The organism is Methylocystis sp. (assembly GCF_051061285.1).
GTDB lineage: Bacteria > Pseudomonadota > Alphaproteobacteria > Rhizobiales > Beijerinckiaceae > Methylocystis.
In genome coordinates, this window is record NZ_JBPFEA010000024.1 from 186,023 (window position 1) to 203,814 (window position 17,792).

Sequence of the window (17,792 nt, forward strand, 5' to 3'; positions counted from 1 at the left end):
CATTACGCGCCCCAAGACTCAATCTGCGCAGAACGCCAAAAATCAGACGCTCGGCTGACCCTTCACGATCAGCGGATTGCCCGCGACGACGAGCGCGACCCTTCCCGCACTCCGCGAAACGGCCTGATGCAATTCGCCGGCCGCATCCCGAAAAGAACGCGCCAGCGCGTTTTCTGGCACGATGGACAATCCAACCTCGGACGAGACGGCGACGGTCGGCGCTGAACGGGACGACAACGCATGAACAAGCGCGGCGCGATCGCGCGAAAGATCGGCGCCGCCAAGCAGCCGATTGCTCAGCCAAAGCGTGAGACAGTCGATCAGCAGCGGTCCATCGACTGGCGCCTCGCAAATCGCTTCGACGAGCGCTTGCGCCGCTTCGACCGTGCGCCATTCCTCGCCGCGTCTTGCGCGATGCGCGTCGACGCGCGCGCGCATTTCCTCATCGAGAATGTCCGCCGTCGCAATATAGGTCCAGGGCGACGGATGCGTGACGATGAGACTTTCCGCATAAGCGCTTTTGCCGGAGCGCGCGCCGCCGAGCACAAGGGTGAGATACGGATTTTCGCTCATGTCTGGGCTCTTTGGAGCGGCGTGCGGGCGAGCAGAGCCCCTTCGCGATCGAATATGATGATCTCCAATTCGCAGTCCGCCGTATCGAGCGCCCGCGCGGCGGTTTTCCACGCATCGCGCGCGATCGGCGCTGCGAGATCGACCCCGGCGCTCCGCGCGACCTGCAAGGCTTCGAGCGCGCTATTGGCGTTGGCGATGAGCGCCGCAATCTCTTCGCCCGCGCCGACCTCGTGCGCGGTGTGCGCGAGCCGCGCAAGATCGATGCTCGAGCGCCCCGAATGAAGATCGAGCCGTCCTTGCGCGAGCTTGGTCATTTTGGCGAAGCCGCCGCCGATCGTGACGCGCGCGACAGGATGGGTGCGAAGATATTTCAACAGCCCGCCGACGAAATCGCCCATTTCGATGAGCGCCGTCTCCGGCAAATCATAAAGCCGCTTCACCGCCGCCTCGGAGGTCGAGCCTGTCGTGCCGGCGACATGCGCCAGGCCGCTCGCGCGCGCCACATCGACGCCGCGATGGATGCTGTCGATCCAGGCGGCGCAGGAAAAGGGCGTCACGATTCCGGTCGTGCCGAGAATGGAGAGTCCGCCAACGATCCCCAGTCGGCCGTTGAGCGTGTGCTTGGCCAATTCCTGGCCGCCGGGAATCGAAATTTCGATGTCGGCGTCCGCGCCGACGCCGATCTTCGCGCTCGCCTCGATGATCGCCTCAACCATCATCTTACGCGGCGTGGGATTGATCGCCGGCTCGCCGGGCGGCAGCGGAAGCCCCGGACGCGTCACTGTGCCGACGCCCTCGCCTGCGAAAAACCGCACGCCGGCGCCGGGAGCGCCGCGGCGCACTTGCACGCATATCAGGGCGCCGTGGGTGACGTCCGGATCGTCGCCGGCGTCCTTGACCACGCCGGCGCGGGCGAAATCCTCTTCCCGTTCGAAGGTCGCCAGCGCGAAGGCGACGCGCTTTCCCGACGGCAACGCGATCTCGACCGGATCGGGAGGCGGTGCGTCCGTCATCAGCGCCTCAAAGGCGGCGCGCGTCGCGGCGGTCGCGCAGGCGCCCGTCGTCCAGCCGCGGCGCAAAGGACGCCCACTTCCCGCATCGCTCATGCGCCCTCTTTACCGCGAAGCGCGGGCGCGCGACACCAGCGCGCCAATCCGCTAAAGATGCGGCGAATTCCAGATTTGAGGAGCACGCTTACATGTTGCGCAGCGTTTCATCCTTTCTCGGCCTTATCGCGCTGGCCGCCGCCGATTCAAGCGGCGCCCACGCTTTCGAACTCACAAGCCCCGACATCGCCGAAGGCAAGACGATCGATATGAAGCATGTCTATGATTCCATGAGCTGCACCGGTGAGAACGTCTCGCCGGAGCTCAATTGGAGCGACCCGCCTCCTGGCACCAAGAGCTTCGCCGTCGCCGTGCACGATCCCGATGCGCCGACGGGCGGCGCCGGCTTCTGGCACTGGCTCGTCGTCGATATTTCGGCCGACGTTCGCGGCTTGAAGCGCGGCGCCGGCGATGCGTCGGGTAAAAATTTGCCGCCCGGCGCGCATCAGTTGGAGACGGACTTCGGCGACAAGGCCTATGGCGGCCCCTGCCCGCCGCCCGGCAAACCGCACCGTTACGTTTTCACCGTTTATGCGCTCAAGACCGAGAAGCTCGGCGACGCCGCTCATGGCCGCACCGCCATCGCCGGCTTCACCATTAATCAGAATGCGCTGGCCAAGGCCTCGATCACCGCGCTTTTTGGACGGTGAATTTCGGCGTTGCGCTTCTGGCGCTCGCCATCGAGGCGGGCGCCGGCTATCCGGATGCGCTTTTTCGCAGGATCGGCCATCCGGTGACATGGATGGGGGCGTTGATCGTCGCGCTCGACCGAGGACTGAACCGTGAGGGCGATTCCTTCGCGCTTCGACGGTCGAAAGGCGCTCTCGCTCTCGCCGCGCTTCTTGTCGTCGCGGTTGGGAGCGGCGCGCTGATCGAACGCGCGGCGCTCGCGCTTCCGCTCGGCTGGATGGCGCTCGCTGTGGTTGCATCCAGCCTTCTGGCGCAGCGCAGTCTTCATGCGCATGTCGCCGCGGTCGCCGAGGCTCTGGCGATCTCGGTCGATGACGGCCGCGCGGCCGTCGCGAAAATCGTCGGCCGCGACGTGTCGGCGCTCGACGCCTCCGGCGTCGCCCGCGCCGCCATCGAGAGCCTCGCCGAGAATTTCTCCGACGGCGTCGTCGCGCCGGCGCTCTGGCTCGCGGTCTTCGGCCTGCCCGGCGCGCTGGCCTATAAGATCGTCAACACCGCCGACAGCATGATCGGCCACAAGTCGCCGCGCTACCGCGCCTTCGGCTGGGCCGCGGCCCGCTGCGACGATGTGATGAATGTCCTCCCCGCGCGCGCGGCTGCGGGCCTGCTGGCGATCGGCGCCTTGGCGGTGAACGGCGCCTCCCCGGCCAAAGCGCTGACGGCGGCCTGGCGCGATGCGCCGCGTCACGTCTCCCCCAACGCCGGCTGGCCCGAAGCCGCGGCCGCGGGGGCTCTTGGCCTCAAGCTCGGCGGGCCACGCTCCTACGGCGGGGCTGAGGCGGTGGACGGCGCGAGTCTAGGCGACGGCAGGCGCGAGGCCAATGCGGCGGATATCCGCCGCGCTTTGTCGCTCTATCAGATTTCAACCGCCATGCTCTGGTTTTCGCTTGCAGTCGGGGCCTTGGCTGCGAGAATATGACAGAACTGCAAATTTTCAGGTCCGTGGCGCCACAGCTCTGCTCGCCAGATTTCTAACTTAGCCCATCTTGAATGTGTTATAAGTTTGATTGTGCAGTGCAACATGAAACCGCAGCGCGGCGGCTGCGACGGGGGTGGCGGGGAGAAGCGTAAAGATGGACCGTATGTCTTACCAGCTGTACGAAATGTTGCACTTGGCTTTCGCGCCGGCGCGGGCGGCGACGGACGCGATGTTGCACGCGATGAAGAATCCGCTCAATCCGCTGCATCATACGTCGTTCGGCCGCAACGTCGCCGCCTCGGCGGAGCTGTTCGAGCGCATGACTCGCCGCTACGGGAAACCGCTGTTCGGCTTGGCCACGACGGTTGTCGACGGCGCCGAGGTCGAGATCGTCGAGGAGGTTGTCTGGAGCCGCCCCTTTTGCGGCCTGCTGCATTTCAAGCGGCAATTTACTGGTCCGGCGCCCCGACAGTCGAAATTGCTGATTGTCGCGCCGATGTCCGGCCACTACGCCACGCTGCTGCGCGGCACAGTCGAGGCGTTTTTGCCAACCCACGACGTCTACGTCACGGATTGGAGCGACGCGCGCACGGTGCCGCTCGTCGACGGCTCCTTCGATCTCGACGATTACATCGATTATCTCAGCGAAATCATGCGCTTCCTTGCACTGGACGCGACCCAAACGCCCTTGCATACGCTTGGCGTCTGTCAGGCCTCAGTGCCGCTCATCTGCGCGATCGCCGCGATGGAGGCGGACAACGATCCTGACGTCCCGGAATCCATGGTGCTGATCGGCGGCCCCATCGACCCCCGGGTGAATCCGACGGCCGTCAACAAGCTGGCGCAGCAGCGCGGCATGGATTGGTTCCGCCGCCATTGCATCCACACCGTGCCGTTTCCGCACGCGGGCATGGGACGCCAAGTCTATCCGGGCTTTCTGCAGCTTTCCGGCTTCATGTCGATGAATTTCGAGCGCCATATCTCGGCTCATCTTGAAATGTTCAACCATCTCGTCGAGGGAGACGGCGACTCCGCCGAAAGACACCGCGATTTTTACGACGAATATCTCGCGGTGATGGACCTGACCGCGGAATTCTATCTTCAAACCGTCGATCGCGTATTCGTCCGCCACGAGGTGCCGCTCGGCCTGTTGCGCCACCGCGGCAATCTCATCGACCTCAAAGCGATCAGCCACACGGCGCTCTTTGCCGTCGAGGGTGAAAAAGACGACATTTCCGGCGTCGGCCAGACCGAAGCCGCGCTGGATCTCTGCGCCAACATTCCTGCCGGCCGGAAGCGCCATTATGTGCAGAAAGGCGTCGGCCATTACGGCGTCTTCAACGGCTCGCGCTTTCGCGACGAGATCGCGCCGCGCATTCGCGCCTTCGCGACGGACATGGAGAGTCTCGACGGCATAGGGACGGCGCGTCCTCACCTTGCGTGGAGCGCGGAATAAAGGCAAACTCCGCGCCCTCGCCGCGCGATCAGAGTGAGCGCTTTCGCGCGCCTGACGCAATTATCCAAGGAACAATCGATGGACGTGCAGGACGCAGCCTCGCGCGAAGCGCTGCAAAAAGAAATTGACGCCATTCATTGGTATCATGAGTTCGATTTCGGAAACGGGCTGCGCGCCCTCAGCGTGTCGCAAGCCGACGATCACCGCCGCATCTGGCGCTTCATCGAGAACGAACTCGACAAGATCGATTTCGCCGGCAAGAGCGTGCTCGAAATCGGCTGCTGGGACGGATTCTGGAGCTTTTACGCCGAGCGGCGGGGCGCCAAGCGCGTTGTCGCCACCGACGACGTGAGCCAAAATTGGGCGAGCGGCGCCGGACTGCGCCTCGCCAAGAAGCTTTTAAAGTCCAACGTCGAGATCAATCAGAACGTTTCGATCTACGAAGCCTCGAAGCTTAACGAGACCTTCGACATCGTCATCTGTCTTGGCGTCTATTACCATCTCGTCGACCCCTTCGCGGGCTTCGCCGAAGTGCGGCATCTCATGCACGAAGGATCAATCGCGATTTTCGAAGGCGACGCGACGCTCGAATTGCGACCCGACACTTTTTATTGGGACATGTCGGATTCGGCCAAATCCTGCTTCGTGCCGACGCAGTGGGGCCTCAACCATATGTTGAAGACGGCTTATATGGATGTGGCCGCGCAGAGTTGGATGCGCCCGCCGCCGGCGTTCAAGCTCAATGTCGATCCGGCGCATCTTATCGGCTTCACCGGCGCGCTGGACCCTTCGGGCTTCGCGCCCCTGAAACATCGCGAGCGCATTCTCACCGTGGTGACGCCCTTCAGCGGCGAAAATCCGCTGCATCCCTATAAGCCGCCGTTCAACCTGTCGAAATTCGACACGCGCTGGAAATAAGCGCGCTCACAGGGTCGGCGTGAGGCCCGCGACGAAATTCTCGCGCGCCAATCTCATCAGCAATCCGCTCGTCGCCTCGTCGGCGAGCCAGGCGTCGACGCGCGGATTGCTAAGCTGCGATGGATCATGGCCGCTGTAGATCTTGTAGCAGGACGCGATGTACTGCGGCAGCGTCAGGAAGTCGCCCACCGACGTCGATATATGGTGGTTCTGCAGTTTGAACATATAGCCGCCCTGCGCGCCATATCGCTTGGCGATCGGCGGATAGATCGGGAAGATCTCGCTGCGCGCGAGATCATGAATGGCGTAGTAGTTGAAATTCACTGTCCGCGGCTTCAGTCCGACCGTCTCGAAAAGCTTCTTGGAGAGATCGAACAGCACAAAGCTCATCGGATGCACGGTGCTGTACATGAAGACGCCCCGGCGCGACCAGTTCATCAGCTCGGCCGAAAGATCGAGGCCATATCTGTCGCGCGTCGCATCGAGGAGTTCGCGCGACGCGTCGTTCCACATGTCGAAATAGCCGAGCGCGTCAAAGACGTTCTCGTTGAAGAGCGCGTTCGCCATCTCGACCGACAATCCCTTGCGATAGGCGAAAAGCGCGATCGCCGAATGGTAGGGACCGATCGGCCCGCAAACGAAACCGTGCATGCGCGACAGATCGTGAATATAGACGAGATCGGGATGAAAGGCCGCGAAGGTGATCGCAGGAAAGATCATCGTCTTCGGCAGGCGCTTGCACAATTCCTCCGATCCGCCGCCGCGCACATGACCGTCAAGAAAGTCATGCGAGAAGACGTAGTCGTAGGTCTCCAGCGTCTTGACGAAAAGGCCCATCGTCGAGCGGGCGCGGGCGATCATCGAAAAATGGTCAACCGTCGCGCTCGGATCGAGCACTTTCATCGCATAGGCGATGCCGAAACTCTGGCAGTTGCCGATGATGGCGATCCGTGGCCCGGTGTTGCGCATGACGCGGCCGGTGAATTTCGCGATCCTTGGCTCTATGGCGTATTGCCGCCAGGATTTTAAAATCTGTCTGTCAACCTGCGTTAACATGCGGTCTTTCATGGATTGGCGACGGCGCGGGCGTTCTCAGCGGCGCCGCCGGGTGACAAGCGGTCAGGCGCCGTTTATGTTGCGACGCCAGAGGGCTGCTCGCGAACGACGCGGGAAAAGCTCGATCCGCGACCATCGGCCGGATCAGAAAGGAGTGCGACCATGGCGGAGAACCCCTATAGCTCCCTACCCGACCATCGCTTTTGGCGCAAGGCGGTGACGTCGCTGCCGCCCTTCGCGCTCGATCCGATCATTCGCACGCCTTTCAAGATTTCGCCGCAGGACAAGGTCGCCACAGGCGGCAGCTGCTTCGCGCAAGAGATCGCCATGCACCTGCAGGCGAGCGGATTCCATTATTATCTCGCCGAGCAGCCGCCGGCCGGCATGTCCGCGGATGAGGCGCTGCGCCGCAACTACTCAATGTATTCCTGCCGCTACGGCAATCTCTACACGACCGCTCAGCTGCTGCAATTGATCGAACGCGCCTATGGACGCTTCACGCCGCAACTCGATCACTGGAACCGTCCGGAGGACGGCCGCGTCGTCGATCCGTTCCGGCCGCGCATCGAGCCGGACGGATACGCCACTGTTGACGAGATGCGCGCCGATCGCGAGCGGCATCTCGCCGCGGTCCGCCACATGTTCGAGACGATGGACGTCTTCGTTTTCACATTCGGCCACACCGAGACCTGGCGCCACAAGCCGGATGGCGCAATCCTGCAGCTCGCGCCGGGCGTCGCCGGCGGAACCTGGGATCCGAGCGTCTACGAGTTCTACAATATGACCGTCAGCGAAGTCGTGCGCGACTTCATGGCCGCCGTCGACCGCATTCGCGAGGTCAATCCCAAGGTTCGCATCGTGTTGAGCGTGTCGCCGGTCGGCATTATCGCGACCTACGAAGACCGGCACGTCATCGAATCGAACTGCGCCGTCAAGGCGATTCTGCGCGCCGCCGCCGACGAGGTCGTGCGGGCAAGGCCGAACATCGCCTATCTCCCATCCTATGATCTCGCCACGGTTTCCCCAAACGTGCCGATGTTCTATCGGGAGGATACGAGACGCATCAATCCCTATGGCGTCGATCGCGCCATGCGGGTGTTCTTCGACCATTTCACCGATCGCCGAAAAGAGCAGGATGCGGTGAAGGCGGTGAAAATCGACGTCGCCGCTGAAGCCGAGAGCAACTCCCGCGTCGTCTGCGACGAGGAAGCGATCGAGTCTGCTTAAAGAATAACGGCGGCGGGTCGGCGGTCGGGGTCGATTCGCCAGGAACGCCAAATTATGCGCCGACCGCCAAAGGACGCTTCAATGATTATTGGTTCGCTTGCGCTCGCGACGGCTGGCGCTTTCACCGGCGCTTCGCTCTATGTCAACTATGTCGAACAGCCGGCGCGGCTTGCGCTCACTGACGACGCGCTGATCAAGGAGTGGGAGCCCTCCGATCACCGCGGCTTCATTGTGCTCGCAAGTTTTGCCGCGCTTGCCGCCCTCTTCGGCTTCATCGCCTATCGCGAACTCGATGACGTCAGATGGCTTTTCGGCGCCCTGCTCGCCATTGCGAGCTGGCCCTATACCTATCTCGCCATCGTGCCGCTCAACAATCGCATCCTGGCGCTGATCCAGGCCGACGCGGCGCATGAGGCGCGCAAGGTCATCGACCTTTGGGGTCGCCTGGAGCTCGGTCAAACCGCGCTCGGGCTGGTCGCAACGCTCATCTACGTCTGGGCCGCCGCCTGATTTCCGAGAGCGGCGTTTAGCCAAAATTCATCTCGGATGCGTTCATCTGAGAAACGGATCTTGGAGGCGGCGCCATTTTTGAGTTGCGGATGACATGACCTACGATCTTATCGTGATCGGATCCGGTCCAGGCGGTTACGTTTGCGCGATCCGCGCGGCGCAACTTGGATTGAAGACGGCCGTCGTCGAGAAGGACCCGACATTCGGCGGCACATGCCTCAATGTCGGCTGCATTCCGTCGAAGGCGCTGCTTCACGCTTCGCATATGTTTGAAGAAGCCGCGCATGGATTGGCGCCGCTCGGCGTCATGGTCGATCCGCCGCGTCTAGATCTTGCGGCGATGATGAAGCACAAGGACGACACCGTCGGCGCGAACGTCAACGGCGTCGCGTTCCTGTTTAGAAAGCACAAGATCGAGTCGTTTCGCGGCGTTGGCCGGCTGAAGGGCGCCGGGCGAGTCGCGGTCGTCGGCCCCGACGGCGCCGTTCAAACGCTCGAAGCGAAGAATATTGTTCTCGCCACCGGTTCGGCTGTCGCGCCGCTGCGCGACGCCTCCGGCGCGGAGATTGCGGTCGACGAAAAGCTGATCCTTTCGTCGACCGGCGCCTTGGCCCTGGCGAAGACGCCGAAGCGGCTGGTCGTCGTCGGCGCGGGCGTCATCGGACTCGAGCTTGGATCGGTCTGGCGCCGGCTGGGAACGGAAGTCATTGCGATCGAATATCTCGATCGCATTCTCCCGGGCTTTGATCTCGAGATCGCCGCGCGCTTTCAGAAGATCCTCGAAAAGCAGGGCTTCGGTTTCCGCCTCGCCTCCAAGGTGACAGGCGTGCGGCGCGAGCGAACCGGCAAGGCCGAGCGCGCTGTGGTCTCCTATTCGTCGGTCGATGGCGCGACGTCCGACACGGTCGAGGCGGACGCGGTGCTCATCGCGACGGGCCGCATCCCGTTCACGCAGGGTCTCGGACTCGAGGACGCCGGCGTCGCCCTGGAGCGCGGGCGCGTCGTCATCCACGACGGCTTCGCGACCAATGTTCCAGGAGTCTACGCCATCGGCGACGTCGTGCGCGGACCGATGCTCGCCCATAAGGCTGAGGACGAAGGCATCGCCGTCGCCGAAATCCTCGCCGGACAGGCGGGGCATGTGAACTACGGCGTCATTCCCAGCGTCGTCTACACGATGCCGGAAGTCGCGGCGGTCGGCATGACCGAGGAAGAAGCCAAATCCCGAGGGATCGAGGTTGCGATCGGCAAATTTCCCTTTACCGCCAATGGTCGCGCGCGCGCGATGCGCGCGACCGACGGCTTCGTGAAGATCATCGCCGACGCCGCGACCGACCGGGTGCTCGGCGTCCACATTCTTGGCGCCGCGGCCGGCGAATTGATCGCTGAAGCTGCTGTGTTGATGGAATTTTCCGGCTCGGCGGAAGATCTCGCGCGCACCTGCCACGCCCATCCGACGCTCTCGGAGGCGATGCGCGAGGCGGCCTTCGCCGTCGCCAAACGCGCTATTCACATGTGAGCGGGTCTAAGTTTGGCCGTCGTGTTTCACGCCGCGCGCTGGCGCTACGCGCCCGCCGCATGTGAGAGGAAGAACTTATGGAAGATTGGAAACGGCGCCTGAGGGATGCGTTCTGGTTCACGCTCGCCGTCCTCTTTCTGGTCGAAACCTGGCTGTGGGATCATTTCAGCGAATGGCTGCACGATCTTGGACGCGCGCTTGGGCTTGAACGTTACGAACAGCAGTTCAAGGACTTCGTTGCGACGCTTACGCCCGTAAAAACATTGGCGATATTTATCGCGCCAGCGTTCGTGATTCTACCGGCCAAGCTGGTTGGTTTTGAATTGATCGCGCATGGACATGTGTTCACGGGGCTTATCGCGATCCTTCTCGCCAAAACGCTGGCGCTCGGCTGCATGTCGTTTCTTTTCGACATCTGCCGGGACAAGCTGATGCAGCTGGACCGCTTCCGTCAGATCTATTCGGTTGTCCTCGCGATTCGCGCCTGGGCGGCCAGACTGGTCGCGCCGTTCAAACAGCGCATTTATCAGACCGCCGACGCGATGTGCGGGCGAATAGAAGCGTTTATCGGCGTTGAAGCAGGCTCGCTGACGCGCAGCGTCGCGCGCTTGCGCGAACTCGCGCGTCAGAAACGTTCGGCCTGACTATTCGCAGATCGCGTATCCAAAGCAAAAATCGTCGTCGCTGAGCGACGGTCGAGAGAGAATCGTCGTGGCGCTTGCAACGCTTGCCGCGAACAGGAACAACATCAATACATACAAAACCAAATTGCGCATGACGGGCCCAGCCTTCCGCCTCTCGCTGCAACGGATATAAAAACTTGAAAGGCGCGGCGCTCCGCGTCTCCGCTCTTTCGAGCATTGATTTCGGGCGCGCCGGCCTTTCAGAATAAAAACGCAAATGTCGCGCGCGCGTTCCACGAATTGCGCGGCCAAATGAAATTTTTTACTGGCAAATCGCATAGCCGTAGCAAGGGTCCGAGGGTTTCGCTTGCGCGGACGTCGCGATGTAAGCGCCCGCGCCGGCGACTTCCAGCAAGAGAATGCTGACCACCAGAACTAAGCAGCCCATGCTTGTCGTCGGACGCATAACCATTTCCCCTCTTCTGTCGCCCGCCCCCTGCGAACATTCGCGACATTAAGATTCGTTTTACCAAGGCGCAGTGCGACGGCGCACACTGGCGATCGGTCGTCGAAGACCGGTTTGCTCGGGCTGCGGTTACGCCGAACGAGGGGCAAGACGTCTGATGGCCAACGAGACGTCTGATGGCAAAAATGACGACGCCCTCGCGCGCTGGGCGGAGGGCGTCGCAGGAAGCTTAATGAACTGTGGCGAAAAGCTTAGAGCACGACGACTTTCGTGCCGATCTTGACGCGATTGTAGAGATCGATCGCGTCGATGTCGCGCATGCGGATGCACCCCGAGGACACCGCCTGTCCGATCTTGTCCGGCTCATTTGTGCCATGGATACGATAAAGCGTATCCTTGCCGTTCTGATAGAGGTAGAGCGCGCGCGAGCCGAGCGGATTGTCGGGGCCGCCAGGCAGACCACCGGCATCCGCCGTCGGCTGGAGATGCGGCCAGCGCTCGAGCATGTCCTTTGGCGGGATCCACCGCGGCCATTCCTGCAAGCCGCCCACATAGGCCCGGCCGGTGAAGGCCATCGCGTCCTGACCGGTGGCGACGCCGTAGCGCACGGCCTTTCCGCCCGGCATGACATAGTAAAGGAATTTCGAGCGGTTATCGACGATGATCGAACCGACGGGCTCGTTCGTCTTATAATCGACGAGGTAGCGTTCGTATTGCGAGCTTACCCCAGCCTTGGGAGCAAGCGCCATGAATTCGGCGTCGCGGCCATTAAGCCTCGGATCGGGAAGAGGCGTTCCCCCGTTGCAACCCGCCAAAAAAACAGCGAGAAGCGCAGACGCCGCCGTCACATATCTGAAACTCATTTCAGGCACTCCTTTCCGCCGCAAAACAGTTGTTACGATTTTCTTATCATGAACTTTGGCGCTGGGATCACGTCTTCCGAATTATTCCCTTACTGTTGCGCCGGCGCCACGCTAACCGGCGCGAGCCCTCGCTTGAGCTTTACCATTTCTTTTTCATGGACAGGAGGCCGCGGAAGGCCGAGAATCATGGCGTTGACTGGCGTAGCGTCGCCCGCTTGGATTGCGTCGCAGCATTGAAAACCCTTCTCGTCACACATGAAAGCGGGCTCCTTCATGAGATGGGCCCCGGCCATCCCGAAGCCCCCGAACGGTTGCGGGCTATCCAACGCGGCTTGGAGCAAGCGCGATTCGCATCCCTGAGCCGAATGAGCGCGCCCCAAGCGCAAGCGGAGGCGCTGCAACGCGTCCATCCGCAATCCTATCTTGCAGCCCTTGAGCGCGCCGCGCCGCGCGAAGGCTATTCGGCGCTCGACAGCGATACGCTGATGTGTCCGAAGACGATCGAAGCTGTGTGGCGCGCCGCCGGCGGCGCCGTCGCGGCAGTGGACGAAGTCATGTCGGGACACGCCGACAACGCCTTCGTCGCTGTTCGGCCGCCCGGACATCATGCCGGCGTGCACAATCCAATGGGTTTTTGCTTCGTCAACAATGTCGCCGTGGCCGCGCGCCACGCCCTGGCGGCGCATGGGGCGGAACGGGTGGCGATCGTCGACTTCGACGTCCATCACGGCAATGGCACGCAAGAGATCTTCTGGGCCGACGACAAAGTGCTGTTCTGCTCGACGCATCAGGCGCCTTTTTATCCAGGCACGGGCGGGCGCAACGAAACCGGCGACCATGACAATATCGTCAATGCGCCGCTGCTCGCCGGTTCGACCGGGGACGCCTTTCGAGAAGCGCTCGCCGACCGAATCCTGCCGCGGGTGCGCGATTTCGCGCCCGATCTGATCCTGATTTCGGCGGGCTTCGACGCCCATGAGCGGGATCCGCTCGGCGGCCTGCGGCTCCGCGAGACGGATTTCGGCGACGCGACCAAACGGCTGATGGATATCGCCGACCGGCGCTGCGGCGGCCGCGTCGTCTCAATGCTCGAGGGCGGCTATGACGTTGACGCTCTGAGCCGCAGCGTCAACGCGCATGTGCTCGCGCTCATGGGGGTTGCGGAGGCGAGCGGTTAGTCTGGCGTCTACTCGCTTCCGATCAAAGCCTCTGCTCCAGGTCAAAAAGCCCTAAGGCTTCGCGCACTTCCGCCATGGTCTCTGCGGTTAGACTTTGCGCTTTGCGCGTCCCCTTTCGGAGAACGTCCATAACAAAATCAGGATCGCGCTTCAGTTCAAACCTCCGCTCGCGAATTGGGCCAAGTAACGCCTTTAAAACATCTCTCAGGCGCGATTTCAGCGCCATATCGCCGAGCCCGCCACGTTGATAACGAGCCTTTAGATGGGCGACGGCTTCACGGTCATCGTCGAATGCGTCGAGATAGGTGAAGACAACATTACCCTCGACACGGCCGGGATCAGAGGCGCGCAGATGGCCGGGATCGGTGTACATGCGCTGCACCGCCTCCTCTATCTCATCGTCACGTGCCGAGAGCGGAATAGCATTGCCCTGGGACTTGCTCATCTTCGATCTGCCATCGACGCCGGGAAGGCGTCCCACCCGCGGAATCAAAGCCCGAGCTTCGAGCAGCACGTGTCGACCGATCTGTCGATTAAGGCGCCGCACGATCTCGTTCGTTTGTTCGATGATCGGGGCCTGGTCTTCTCCCACAGGCACTAAAGTCGCCTTGAATGCCGTTATATCGGCAGCTTGCGCGGCCGGGTAACAAAGGAAGCCGGCAGGGATGTCGCGGTCGAAACCACGCGCGCGTATCTCATCCTTGATGGTCGGATTGCGCTCGAGACGGGCGAGACTGACAAAGTTCAAATACAGCAGCGTCAGCTCGGCGAGCGCGGGCAGAAGAGATTGGACGCAGATCGTGGACACAGCCGGGTCCACGCCAACGGCCAGATAGTCGAGGGCTACCTCGAACACGTTGCGGCGGACTTTTTCCGGGTCGTGTGCGTTATCGGTGAGCGCCTGTGAATCGGCGAGCAACAGATATTGCTCGTGAGTGTGTTGCAGGGCGACGCGGTTCTGAAGCGATCCCGCATAATGGCCTAGATGCAACGGACCGGTCGTACGATCACCGGTCAGGATCACGGGAGGAGGCGTTTTGGTCATGGCGCAAAGGGCTCTCTCGTTGAGAGCCGCCGCCACGGTCGGTTAGCCACACAAATGCCCGCGCCGCCGTAACAGCGGCTCGGGTCATGAAATATGACGGGCCGCGCTTAGGAAGCGCGACGCCAGCAATATGCAATGCAGAGCAAAAGCGACGTTTCTCGCCTGGCAGAAATCACGACGGACCCCTGATCAGCCCTGACGCGCCTTATAGCGCTTTTGCACCTTGTTGATGATGTAGACGCGGCCTTTGCGGCGCACGATCTGGTTGGCGCGATGGCGCGAACGCAGAGATTTCAAAGAGTTGCGGACTTTCATCGATCTCACCCCGGCAATAGTGAACTGGCCGGGATACGCCCAGCGCTTCGTTGGCCCCGCCTATGCCCTATTTCGCCCCGGCGATCAAGCCGAAACGCCTCAGGCGCCTAAAAGCGCGCATTGACGAAGACGCGCAGATTGGCGCCCGGCAGCAGCACCTGATCCTTGCGGAAAGAGACGCTGTTACGAATGTCGTCGTTGAGGAGATTGTCGCCCACGAGTCCCATCCTCAATTCGCGGCTCAGCGGATCGCCCGGATCGAATAGCATGCGATAGCTGATCTCGGCCCTCAGCAGATTGTAGCCCTTTGTCGGCGTTTCATTGGTTGGATCGATGTTGCGCTGCGCGAAGGCGTGCAGGAGATTGACCCGCAGCAGCCAGTTCATATCTCGCCAGAAGAGTCCGCCTCCGAGCCGAACGGGCGGGATGCGGGGGACATTGCCGCCGCCGACGAATGTCGCCCGCACCACGTCGAACTGGTGCTCCACGCCAAAAACGCCGCCTGCCAGCGGCGCGACGTCGAGCTGGCTCTGAAATTCGCCGCCGCGAAAAACCGCATTGCGCTGCGAATAGATCGCCTCGCGCAGATCCCCCGCGCCGTCGAAGGCGCAGCTCGCGAAATCCGCCTCGCAAACCGCGCCGGTGAGATTTCGGAAGATAAAGCCGTCGAAGCGCGTGAGGTAAGCCGTCGCTTCAAATCGAAATGGGCCGACTGGACGACGCAAACCGATTTCGACGGTCTTCGCCGTCTCGATTCCAAGGTTGGGATTGCCGATATCGAAGGTTCCGGTCGCGTCGTGGATTCCGCGCGAGAAGAGTTCGGGCGCGCGCGGCGCGCGTTCGACATATTGCGCGGTCAGGCTGGCGACGACGCCTTCGGGCAAATCCTGCAGGACGCCGAAGGCGGCGCTCTTTGGCGTGAAATTGCGCACGCGCGCGATTTGCAGCGTCGGATCAATCAGGAGTTCGGGGAATGCGCCGGAGACAGTCGCATGTTCGATGCGTCCGGCAAGCTGCATCCTCGTCGTGTCGCTCAACCTGAATTCATTGAACCAATAACCGGCGACGTTTCTTGTCCGATTGGGATCGAAGAGCCCGCCCTCGCGTCCTGGCGAGGTCAGGATCTGATGCATGCCTTGGACGCCGAAGGCGCTGGTCAGAGTGGCGAAGGATAGGTCGACGGGACGAAGCTGCGTTTCGACCCGGGCCTCGAGATCCTTGTTGGTGAAGGTCTGCTGAACGCCGTCAAAGCCCCCCTCATTGGCGAGTTCGTGGTGCTTGTAGTCGGTCAGACCGGCCCAGAAGCGGACCGCTTCGATATAGGCCGACTGCGGACGGAACTCGCCCTTGGTCGTCACGCGCGTCTGGCGAAGCTCGATGCGCGTATTGGTCTCCGTCGGCTCAATGCCGGGGATGTGATAGCGCGAGTTGAACTGCGTCACCGCGACGCCGACAAAGCCGCCGTCGAAGAAATAGGAGCCGCCGACCGAACCGCCGGCCGAGCGCATCGACGAATTGGGCTGGCGTCCGAACATCGGCGGCGGCGGATCCGGCGGAAAAAGATAAGGATAGCCGGGAATGCGGTAGTCGCTGCTGCGCCGGCCATGGACATCCATGTGGAAGGCGACGTTGCCGCGGCCGACGTCGAGCAGCGTCGCGTTTTCCAGCGCGTTGTCGACGGTCATCACCGCGCCGCGAGTCTCGACGACCGAGCAACCTTGCGTCTCGGCCGTAGGGATGAAAGCAAGACGGCAGGGCAAGGCCGTGGGAATGCGGTTGTTTTCGACATTGACGACGCCGCCGATCGCTTGCGATCCCCAGCGCAGCGTCGCCGGGCCGCGCACCACCTCCACCTGGCTCGCGGCGACGGGATCGAGCGGTACGGCGTGGTCCTCGCCAAGTTCCGAGACGCCGCTGTTGCTGACGCCGTTCTCCTGGATGCGCACGCGGTAATTGTCGAGACCGCGCACAATGGGACGGCTCGCCGCGCCGGGCGCAAAGCTCGATCCGGTGATGCCCGGCTTGGCGAAAAGCACATCGCCAAGGGTCGCGCCCGGCGAGCGCCGCAGCTCCTCATTGGTGACGACCGTCACCGTCGCGAACTGATCGGCGACGATGGGAAGGACGCCTTGCGGCGCCACGGCCGGCTCGCGCGGCTCGGGTCCGCTCGGGCCGGCGACGCTGCGGTTGCGCCCGCCGGGCGCTGGAGGGGTCTGTGGCGGGGAGACGATCTTGGCGCGTTTAATCGGACTCACGGCGCCGACTTCGATCGGCGGCAAGGCCTGCTGCGCCACGGCGCTCGCGACGCTCGTGAAAATCCAGACGACTGCGCCGCCGGCCGCTGCGCCGACCAAAACGCTCTTCCTCATCGACGCCCGCTCTCGCTGATTATGTTATAACATAACATATCTAGACCTAGCGGAAGCGTGTCAATGCATAGTCGCCCTTTCATGCACAGGTCCGCGCCGCCTGTGGCCGCGAGGCCACATTCGAAAGATCAGAAGGTCTCGGCCGCCGCGCTCGTCTGTCCGGCGCGATAGTTCTCCCAGCCGTGCGCGCGCAGCTTGCAGGCCGGGCATTCGCCGCAGCCATAGCCCCAGTCGAAGCGGCGGCCCCTCTCGCCGAGATAACAGGTGTGGGTTTCTTCGACGATGAGCCGCACCAGCGGTTCGCCGCCGAGCGATTCCGCCAGTCGCCAGGTCGCCGCCTTGTCAATCCACATCAGCGGCGTATGAATGTTGATGCTGCGATCCATGCCGAGACTGAGCGCCTGCGCCATGGCGCGGATCGTCTGGTCGCGGCAATCGGGATAGCCCGAATAGTCCGTTTCGCACATGCCGCCGACGAGATCGGCGACGCCGCGACGATAGGCGAGCGCCGCGGCGAAGGTCAGAAACAGCAGATTGCGCCCCGGAACGAATGTGTTGGGAAGCCCGTCGGCGGCGAAGGCGATCTCCGCGTTGCGCGTCAACGCCGTCTCGGAGATGGCCCCGAGCGCTTCGATCGAAATCGTGCGATCCTCGCCAAGCCGCGCGGCCCACAGCGGCGAGAGGCGAATAAGGCCGTCGCGTAGCCCCGCGCGGCGCGAGAGCTCGACGCGATGGCGCTGGCCGTAATCAAATCCGACCGTCTCGACGCGCTCGAAGCGCGACAGCGCCCAGGCAAGGCAGGTCGTGGAATCCTGCCCGCCGGAAAACAGCACGAGCGCGGCGGCGGGTTGAGTCGGGAGATCGTTCGTCATCGCGACTAACTTAAATCATGGCTGCAAAACTGCGAGCCGCCGCCGACAGGAATGCATTTTCGGAAAGTTTTCACGCCGCCATCGCCA

At 62.6% G+C, this 17,792-nt stretch carries 18 protein-coding genes; 9 read left to right on the plus strand and 9 right to left on the minus strand.

Annotated elements, in window-relative coordinates; genetic code table 11:
* Nucleotides 1-42: 42 nt before the first annotated feature.
* Together cobU and ACR65T_RS08545 are read right to left on the minus strand one after the other, a co-directional pair.
* Entirely contained in the window at nt 43-573 is a 531-nt protein-coding gene (cobU, locus tag ACR65T_RS08540) for a bifunctional adenosylcobinamide kinase/adenosylcobinamide-phosphate guanylyltransferase (protein WP_434496082.1), read from the minus strand.
* The gene (locus tag ACR65T_RS08545; RefSeq protein ID WP_434496083.1) at nt 570-1,679 is read right to left on the minus strand and encodes a cobalt-precorrin-5B (C(1))-methyltransferase; all 1,110 of its coding nucleotides are present in this window, start codon (nt 1,677-1,679) and stop codon (nt 570-572) included. The genes cobU and ACR65T_RS08545 overlap by 4 nt, the downstream gene beginning before the upstream one ends.
* Nucleotides 1,680-1,771: 92 nt before the next feature.
* On the opposite strand from ACR65T_RS08545, the gene ACR65T_RS08550 reads away from it, so the two are divergent.
* From ACR65T_RS08550 to ACR65T_RS08565, 4 genes are all read left to right on the plus strand, one after another.
* Entirely contained in the window at nt 1,772-2,329 is a 558-nt protein-coding gene (locus ACR65T_RS08550) for a YbhB/YbcL family Raf kinase inhibitor-like protein (RefSeq protein WP_434496085.1), read from the plus strand.
* On the plus strand, nt 2,326-3,288 hold the full coding sequence (gene cbiB, locus ACR65T_RS08555; protein ID WP_434496086.1) for an adenosylcobinamide-phosphate synthase CbiB: 963 nt from the start codon (nt 2,326-2,328) through the stop codon (nt 3,286-3,288). Before ACR65T_RS08550 ends, cbiB begins: the two co-directional genes overlap by 4 nt.
* 154 nt (nt 3,289-3,442) lie before the next feature.
* On the plus strand, nt 3,443-4,744 hold the full coding sequence (locus ACR65T_RS08560) for a polyhydroxyalkanoate depolymerase (protein WP_434496087.1): 1,302 nt from the start codon (nt 3,443-3,445) through the stop codon (nt 4,742-4,744).
* A 78-nt stretch (nt 4,745-4,822) separates the two neighbouring features.
* The gene (locus ACR65T_RS08565) at nt 4,823-5,662 is read left to right on the plus strand and encodes a class I SAM-dependent methyltransferase (RefSeq protein ID WP_434496088.1); all 840 of its coding nucleotides are present in this window, start codon (nt 4,823-4,825) and stop codon (nt 5,660-5,662) included.
* A 6-nt stretch (nt 5,663-5,668) separates the two neighbouring features.
* On the opposite strand, the gene ACR65T_RS08570 is transcribed toward ACR65T_RS08565, so the two are convergent.
* Nucleotides 5,669-6,718 carry a WcbI family polysaccharide biosynthesis putative acetyltransferase gene (locus tag ACR65T_RS08570; RefSeq protein WP_434496089.1) on the minus strand — a complete coding sequence of 350 codons (1,050 nt, stop codon included), beginning with the start codon at nt 6,716-6,718 and terminating at the stop codon, nt 5,669-5,671.
* A gap of 162 nt (nt 6,719-6,880) precedes the next feature.
* Between ACR65T_RS08570 and ACR65T_RS08575 the strand changes: the two genes are divergently transcribed.
* The 4 genes from ACR65T_RS08575 (at nt 6,881) to ACR65T_RS08590 (ending at nt 10,618) form a co-directional block, all read left to right on the plus strand.
* Entirely contained in the window at nt 6,881-7,945 is a 1,065-nt protein-coding gene (locus ACR65T_RS08575) for a GSCFA domain-containing protein (protein ID WP_434496090.1), read from the plus strand.
* Between the two features lie 81 nt (nt 7,946-8,026).
* A complete protein-coding gene (locus tag ACR65T_RS08580) occupies nt 8,027-8,455 on the plus strand; it encodes a DUF1772 domain-containing protein (RefSeq protein WP_014892460.1) in 429 nt (142 codons plus the stop codon).
* Nucleotides 8,456-8,549: 94 nt separating this feature from the next.
* Complete coding sequence (lpdA, locus tag ACR65T_RS08585; RefSeq protein WP_434496091.1) at nt 8,550-9,974, plus strand: dihydrolipoyl dehydrogenase; 1,425 nt, start codon at nt 8,550-8,552, stop codon at nt 9,972-9,974.
* 77 nt (nt 9,975-10,051) lie between these two features.
* The gene (locus ACR65T_RS08590; RefSeq protein ID WP_434496092.1) at nt 10,052-10,618 is read left to right on the plus strand and encodes a hypothetical protein; all 567 of its coding nucleotides are present in this window, start codon (nt 10,052-10,054) and stop codon (nt 10,616-10,618) included.
* 301 nt (nt 10,619-10,919) lie between these two features.
* On the opposite strand, the gene ACR65T_RS08595 is transcribed toward ACR65T_RS08590, so the two are convergent.
* Nucleotides 10,920-11,063: a hypothetical protein gene (locus ACR65T_RS08595; RefSeq protein WP_434496093.1), complete on the minus strand. Its 144-nt coding sequence runs from the start codon at nt 11,061-11,063 to the stop codon at nt 10,920-10,922.
* 251 nt (nt 11,064-11,314) lie between these two features.
* Nucleotides 11,315-11,926: a L,D-transpeptidase gene (locus ACR65T_RS08600; protein ID WP_434496094.1), complete on the minus strand. Its 612-nt coding sequence runs from the start codon at nt 11,924-11,926 to the stop codon at nt 11,315-11,317.
* 278 nt (nt 11,927-12,204) lie between these two features.
* On the opposite strand from ACR65T_RS08600, the gene ACR65T_RS08605 reads away from it, so the two are divergent.
* Nucleotides 12,205-13,104: a histone deacetylase family protein gene (locus ACR65T_RS08605; RefSeq protein WP_434496187.1), complete on the plus strand. Its 900-nt coding sequence runs from the start codon at nt 12,205-12,207 to the stop codon at nt 13,102-13,104.
* Nucleotides 13,105-13,126: 22 nt separating this feature from the next.
* On the opposite strand, the gene trpS is transcribed toward ACR65T_RS08605, so the two are convergent.
* From trpS to queC, 4 genes are all read right to left on the minus strand, one after another.
* Nucleotides 13,127-14,149, minus strand: coding sequence for a tryptophan--tRNA ligase (gene trpS / locus ACR65T_RS08610; RefSeq protein WP_434496095.1), 1,023 nt, complete (start codon nt 14,147-14,149; stop codon nt 13,127-13,129).
* A gap of 189 nt (nt 14,150-14,338) precedes the next feature.
* On the minus strand, nt 14,339-14,464 hold the full coding sequence (gene ykgO / locus ACR65T_RS08615) for a type B 50S ribosomal protein L36 (protein WP_018407448.1): 126 nt from the start codon (nt 14,462-14,464) through the stop codon (nt 14,339-14,341).
* Nucleotides 14,465-14,571: 107 nt separating this feature from the next.
* Nucleotides 14,572-16,833 carry a TonB-dependent receptor gene (locus tag ACR65T_RS08620; protein WP_434496096.1) on the minus strand — a complete coding sequence of 754 codons (2,262 nt, stop codon included), beginning with the start codon at nt 16,831-16,833 and terminating at the stop codon, nt 14,572-14,574.
* 128 nt (nt 16,834-16,961) lie between these two features.
* Entirely contained in the window at nt 16,962-17,705 is a 744-nt protein-coding gene (queC, locus tag ACR65T_RS08625; RefSeq protein ID WP_434496097.1) for a 7-cyano-7-deazaguanine synthase QueC, read from the minus strand.
* Nucleotides 17,706-17,792: the final 87 nt, after the last annotated feature.

Excerpts from the sequence above, each read along its gene's own strand:
- cobU (WP_434496082.1), bottom strand. The coding sequence starts at position 573 with ATGAGCGAAAATCCGTATCTCACCCTTGTGCTCGGCGGCGCGCGCTCC.
- ACR65T_RS08545 (WP_434496083.1), bottom strand. The coding sequence starts at position 1,679 with ATGAGCGATGCGGGAAGTGGGCGTCCTTTGCGCCGCGGCTGGACGACG.
- ACR65T_RS08550 (WP_434496085.1), top strand. The coding sequence starts at position 1,772 with ATGTTGCGCAGCGTTTCATCCTTTCTCGGCCTTATCGCGCTGGCCGCC.
- ACR65T_RS08560 (WP_434496087.1), top strand. The coding sequence starts at position 3,443 with ATGGACCGTATGTCTTACCAGCTGTACGAAATGTTGCACTTGGCTTTC.
- ACR65T_RS08565 (WP_434496088.1), top strand. The coding sequence starts at position 4,823 with ATGGACGTGCAGGACGCAGCCTCGCGCGAAGCGCTGCAAAAAGAAATT.
- ACR65T_RS08570 (WP_434496089.1), bottom strand. The coding sequence starts at position 6,718 with ATGTTAACGCAGGTTGACAGACAGATTTTAAAATCCTGGCGGCAATAC.
- ACR65T_RS08575 (WP_434496090.1), top strand. The coding sequence starts at position 6,881 with ATGGCGGAGAACCCCTATAGCTCCCTACCCGACCATCGCTTTTGGCGC.
- ACR65T_RS08580 (WP_014892460.1), top strand. The coding sequence starts at position 8,027 with ATGATTATTGGTTCGCTTGCGCTCGCGACGGCTGGCGCTTTCACCGGC.
- lpdA (WP_434496091.1), top strand. The coding sequence starts at position 8,550 with ATGACCTACGATCTTATCGTGATCGGATCCGGTCCAGGCGGTTACGTT.
- ACR65T_RS08590 (WP_434496092.1), top strand. The coding sequence starts at position 10,052 with ATGGAAGATTGGAAACGGCGCCTGAGGGATGCGTTCTGGTTCACGCTC.
- ACR65T_RS08595 (WP_434496093.1), bottom strand. The coding sequence starts at position 11,063 with ATGCGTCCGACGACAAGCATGGGCTGCTTAGTTCTGGTGGTCAGCATT.
- ACR65T_RS08600 (WP_434496094.1), bottom strand. The coding sequence starts at position 11,926 with ATGAGTTTCAGATATGTGACGGCGGCGTCTGCGCTTCTCGCTGTTTTT.
- ACR65T_RS08605 (WP_434496187.1), top strand. The coding sequence starts at position 12,205 with ATGGGCCCCGGCCATCCCGAAGCCCCCGAACGGTTGCGGGCTATCCAA.
- trpS (WP_434496095.1), bottom strand. The coding sequence starts at position 14,149 with ATGACCAAAACGCCTCCTCCCGTGATCCTGACCGGTGATCGTACGACC.
- ykgO (WP_018407448.1), bottom strand. The coding sequence starts at position 14,464 with ATGAAAGTCCGCAACTCTTTGAAATCTCTGCGTTCGCGCCATCGCGCC.
- ACR65T_RS08620 (WP_434496096.1), bottom strand. The coding sequence starts at position 16,833 with ATGAGGAAGAGCGTTTTGGTCGGCGCAGCGGCCGGCGGCGCAGTCGTC.
- queC (WP_434496097.1), bottom strand. The coding sequence starts at position 17,705 with ATGACGAACGATCTCCCGACTCAACCCGCCGCCGCGCTCGTGCTGTTT.